The following is a 4,510-nucleotide window of genomic DNA, read 5'->3' as shown; positions in this document are numbered from 1 at the left end:
GACAATGGCTTTGATTTGGGGGTTTTTGGCCACCCGGTGAACAGTTCTTCACTGTCTCCCCCGCGGCGACTTAGAAAACAATACACGCACCCCGCGCCCACCGCAAACCGGCCAAAGGGAGTCCCTTGGACCGTTGAGACCGGCGGAATTCCGCGGGTTTCAACGGCCCGGGCGAGGTCCCCGCTGTCCTACAGCGGGATTTCTGCTCCTATGGAGTGGCTCACACCTGCCCGTCCGTCCCCTGCGGGCGGAAGACCATCTGGAATTCAGCCTCGCGCGGCTTCAGCCTGTAGGGTTCCAGGACGCCCGGGCCGCACGCTGCGGTGCCCACACCTCTCCGGGCGTGGTCCAGGTAGATGTAGCTCCGGCCGTCGGGAACCAGGTCAGGCCTGTGCGTTGCCGCAGCAAGGGCCGCCATGCTGTAAGGCCTTACCGTCAGGGCAAAGGGCTCGCCGGAAACATGCAGGCTGCCGCCGGCCGTCTCCAGAACTGCGGACCACACCCCGGAGCGGGCTCCCGATTCCTGGGGCCGGACATAGTCCACGTCCAGGTCGGCCAGTGACAGCTCGTACCACCCCGTGCGCGCGCCCTGGCCGGTATCCGGGTAGCTTTGGTGCGGCCCTTGACCAAACCAGGCCACCCTGGCGGTTTCGACGCCCAGCACCAGTTCCAGTCCGATCCGGGCCCATTCCACTTCGAAGCCGGCGTTGGTCCAGTCCCCTACGGGTTTGACCTGTGTCCGCAGGGCGAGCGAACCGGACCCGCTGGTCCAGATGTAGTCCACCAGCACCCCGAATTGCTTGTCGGCGGCCCCCATCCTCGTGGCGACGCGCAGTTGCTCACCGCCGTCAGGCGAGGATTCAGCACTGATTCCCAGCAGCCGGATGTGGAGCCGGTCGAGGCCTGCGTCCTTCCACTGCACCGCAAGCGGCCGGGGATCAGAGCCATCCCATTCCCGTCCGAGGTCATTGTCCGTGGGGGCCCACCACAGCACCAGGTCGAGTTTCTCCACGGGAAGGCCGCCAATCGATGTGGGCTTTCCGGTGATCCGGTCGAACACCGCACTGCCCAGCCGCAGTTCCTTATCGCCAACCTCTACCTTGTCAGCAGCCGGCACGTCGGCGGTTGGAGACGCGAAATGTGTTGCCTGGCCCCAGGCAACCTCGTGGCCCTCCCCTGCCCAGGCAGTGTCCGCCGCAAGCACGGCACTTACCGTGAGCACCGCAGACTGGTCCCCCGGCAGCGACCGCTTGTAGTCGGCTACCTCCGCCGGCAGCTCCAATACGGCCTCGGACTGCGGTGCCAGTGGCGCCGCGTCCACTGTTCCCTCCAGCCGGGTGACGCCGTCGGCCTCCACCTTGTACCGGAAGCGGAAGGCGGACGTGTCCGCAAAGTCCTGGCCGTTCCGCACAGCAAAGTTGGCCCAGGTGCCATCAACCCGAATCTGCAGCGGTTCGATCACCTTCTTGAAATCCAGCAGTCCAGGGCGGGGCTTGCGGTTGGCATCCACCAGACCGTCGGTGACGAAGTTTCCATCGTGTATTTCCTCGCCGAAGTCCCCGCCGTACGCGAAGTGCTCGCCGCCGCCCGGAGTGGGCACCGTGATCCCGTGCTCCAGCCACTCCCAGACGAACCCGCCCATCAGCCGCGGATACTTCTGGAACAGCTCCTGGTACTCGCTCATGCCGCCGGGCCCATTGCCCATCGCGTGCACGTACTCGCACAGCACGAACGGCATGGCCCGGCGCCGGGCATCCAGTTCCGCGTCCTCGAGGGGCGGTTCAATTCCCTGCCCGATCAGCGCCGTCTCAGCCTGGCTGGCGTACATCCGGGAGTAAACGTCCACGTCGGGTGAGGACCAGTCACCTTCATAGTGGATTGGCCGCGACGGGTCGCGGTCCTTGGTCCAGCGCGACATGGCAGCGAGGTTACGCCCGGTGCCCGCCTCGTTGCCCAGCGACCACATGATGACCGACGGGTGGTTCTTGTCGCGTTCAACGGTCCGGCGCATCCGATCCAGCAGCGCCTCTTCCCACTGGGGATCATCACTGGGGTTCTGGGCCCAGCCGGCGCTGTAGAAGCCGTGGGTCTCCAGGTCGCACTCAAGGACCACGTAAAAGCCCAGCCGATCCGCCAGCGCCAGGAACTCCGGATGCGGCGGGTAGTGCGAGGTCCGGATGGCGTTGATGTTGTGCTGCTTCATCAGCCGCAGCTCCGCCTCCACCACATCATGCGGAACCACGCGGCCCAGCCTGGGGTGGTGTTCGTGGCGGTTTACGCCGCGGAGCAGGATGCGCCGGCCGTTCACCTTGAACTGGGCGTCCTCGATGGTGATGCTGCGGAAGCCAAGCTGCAGCGAAACGGTCTCGCCAGGGGTGCTGACCGTTGCGTCATAGAGCCGGGGAAGCTCGGCGGACCAGGGCTCCACCCCGGGAACCCGCTGCTCCGCCCCCGCAGGCAGTTCAAGGCCGAGTTCAGGGACACGCACGACGGCGTCAATCGCCTGCCCTGCCCGGGTCACCTCTATGCGGAGGGTGCCTTCCCCCGTGGCCGGAACGTAGCCGGCATGGACGAAGACGTCATCAATGCCATCCACAGGGCGGGCTTGGAGGGTCACGTCGCGGAAGATCCCGGGCAGCCACCACATGTCCTGGTCCTCCACGTAGCTGGCGGCGGAGAACTGGGCCACCCGCACGGCCAGGGTGTTGGTTCCCTGGACGAGGATGTCCGAGACGTCGAATTCGTGGGCCAGCCGGCTGCCTCGCGTCGTGCCGAGCTCCACTCCGTTCAACCACACGGTCCCGGCGGAGTCGATGCCGTCGAACCGGAGCAGCGCATGCGGGAAGAACTCGGGGCCGGCCTCGAAGGTCACCACATGATCACCAATGGGGTTGGCATCCGGTACGAACGGCGGCTCCACGGCGAACGGAAACTGGACATTGGTGTAGGCCGGCGACCCGTGGCCGTGCATGTTCCAGCTGGAAGGCACCGGGAGCCCGCTGAAGCCGGACAACTGCCCGCCGTGCTGCCACCCGTCGTCGGGCGCCGTCCGGATGCCGGAGCTCAAGCGGAACTGCCACTCGCCGTTGAGGGACAGCCTGGCGGCGTCCGACGCCAGGTAGGCCCGAGCGGGGAGATTCCCCTGCCCGGGCGCCAGCGAGGCGAGCTCCGCCGCCGCCTCCGCCCGCACGTCAAGCCTGCGCGATGAATCTGCGGGTCCAGGGGCAGGGAGGGGACCGGACGTTGCTGCAGGAGAGTGTACAGACATGGATTTCCTTGGTGGGGAGGATTGGGCGGTAGGTGCGTGAACGTTCACGAGGCTAGGTCAAGCGTATCCGCTTACGTTCGTTTTGAGTAGGGGTCAGGCCGATTGCCGGAGCACCAGTTGGTGCTGGAGCGTCAGGTACGCCCCGGGACTGCGGTCCTGGACTGAACCGGACAACAATCCCTCCAGGAGGCCGACGGCGGCACGGCCTACGCCGCGCAGGTCCAGTGACATGGTGGTTAGTTCAGGTGTCAGCAGTTCCCCCATGGGTATCCCGTCCATGCCGATTACGGCGCAGTCGCCGGGGACGGACAGGCCGAAGTCGTCCAGTGCCTTCAGTGCGCCGGCTGCCATCAGATCGTTGAAGGCGAGGATGCCGTCGGGCCGGCCGCCGGCCTGGGCAAGCTGCGCCACGGCGGACCTTGCGGCGGCCGCCGAAGGCTGCGCCTCAATGCGGGTGAGCTCGACGCCGGTCTGGGGCGCCACGGCAGCTGCAGCAACGCTGCGACTGCTTGGGGTACCGCCTTGGTCCGAATCCAGGTAAGCCACCTTCCGGCACCCCCGGGAAGCCAGATGGGTAAGGGCCAGCATGGCTGCATAGTGATAATCGAAAGCGATGCCGCCTGCGGTACCCGCGCCGGGGGAATCCAGGGCTACAACGGGGCGCCGGCCCAACAATTCCTGCGCCCCCTCGGGGTCCGGTTCGAGGTATCCGATGAGCGCATCCACGTGCGGCGACAGACGTGCAGCAGCGTCCGCGGGGGTGCCGCTCCCGTGGCCGTAGTCGTCCACCACAACGTTCCATTCGCGCTCCGTGGCGGCCTCCACCACGCTGGAGGCAAAGGCAGGGAAATAAGGATTCGTCAGGTCCGGGATTGCGAGGCCAACGGAAATGCGGGCTCCCTGCACAAGTCCCCTGGCAAAGCGGCTGGGGGTGTAGCCCATTTCCACTGCGAGCTTTTGGACACGCTCCCTGGTTTCCCGGCTTATTCCCGTCATATCGTTCATGGCGCGGGTGACGGTCTGGCGCGACACGCCTGCTGCGGCGGCCACATCCAAAATGGTGGCGCGCTTGCCCCTGGCGCCAGGGGTTCGGGGAGTCATAACCCGTAAGTCTAGGCTGTCCCGTGCCCTGTCCGGTTTTGACCTTTGCTGGTTGGTTGTTAAATGTGGGAGGCCCCAACCGGTGTGGTTGGGGCCTCGACCTAATGTGTGTCCGGCGGTGACCTACTCTCCCACACCCTC

General features: G+C 66.2%; 2 protein-coding genes. Both read right to left on the bottom strand.

The window, feature by feature from the left end; all coding sequences use genetic code 11:
* Nucleotides 1-220: 220 nt before the first annotated feature.
* Nucleotides 221-3,268, bottom strand: a complete 3,048-nt coding sequence (locus tag J2X98_RS22035) for a glycoside hydrolase family 2 TIM barrel-domain containing protein (protein ID WP_307312634.1) — start codon at nt 3,266-3,268, stop codon at nt 221-223.
* 93 nt (nt 3,269-3,361) lie between these two features.
* On the bottom strand, nt 3,362-4,369 hold the full coding sequence (locus J2X98_RS22030) for a LacI family DNA-binding transcriptional regulator (RefSeq protein WP_307312632.1): 1,008 nt from the start codon (nt 4,367-4,369) through the stop codon (nt 3,362-3,364).
* Nucleotides 4,370-4,510 lie beyond the last annotated feature (141 nt).

The sequence above is a fragment of the Pseudarthrobacter enclensis genome (assembly GCF_030811655.1).
GTDB lineage: Bacteria > Actinomycetota > Actinomycetes > Actinomycetales > Micrococcaceae > Arthrobacter > Arthrobacter enclensis_A.
Note: the sequence above shows the minus strand (reverse complement) of the source record. Positions and strands in the feature narration are given on the sequence as shown.

What these genes read in the sequence shown, in the direction of transcription:
- J2X98_RS22030 (WP_307312632.1), bottom strand. Translation starts at nt 4,369, where the DNA reads ATGACTCCCCGAACCCCTGGCGCCAGGGGCAAGCGCGCCACCATTTTG.
- J2X98_RS22035 (WP_307312634.1), bottom strand. Translation starts at nt 3,268, where the DNA reads ATGTCTGTACACTCTCCTGCAGCAACGTCCGGTCCCCTCCCTGCCCCT.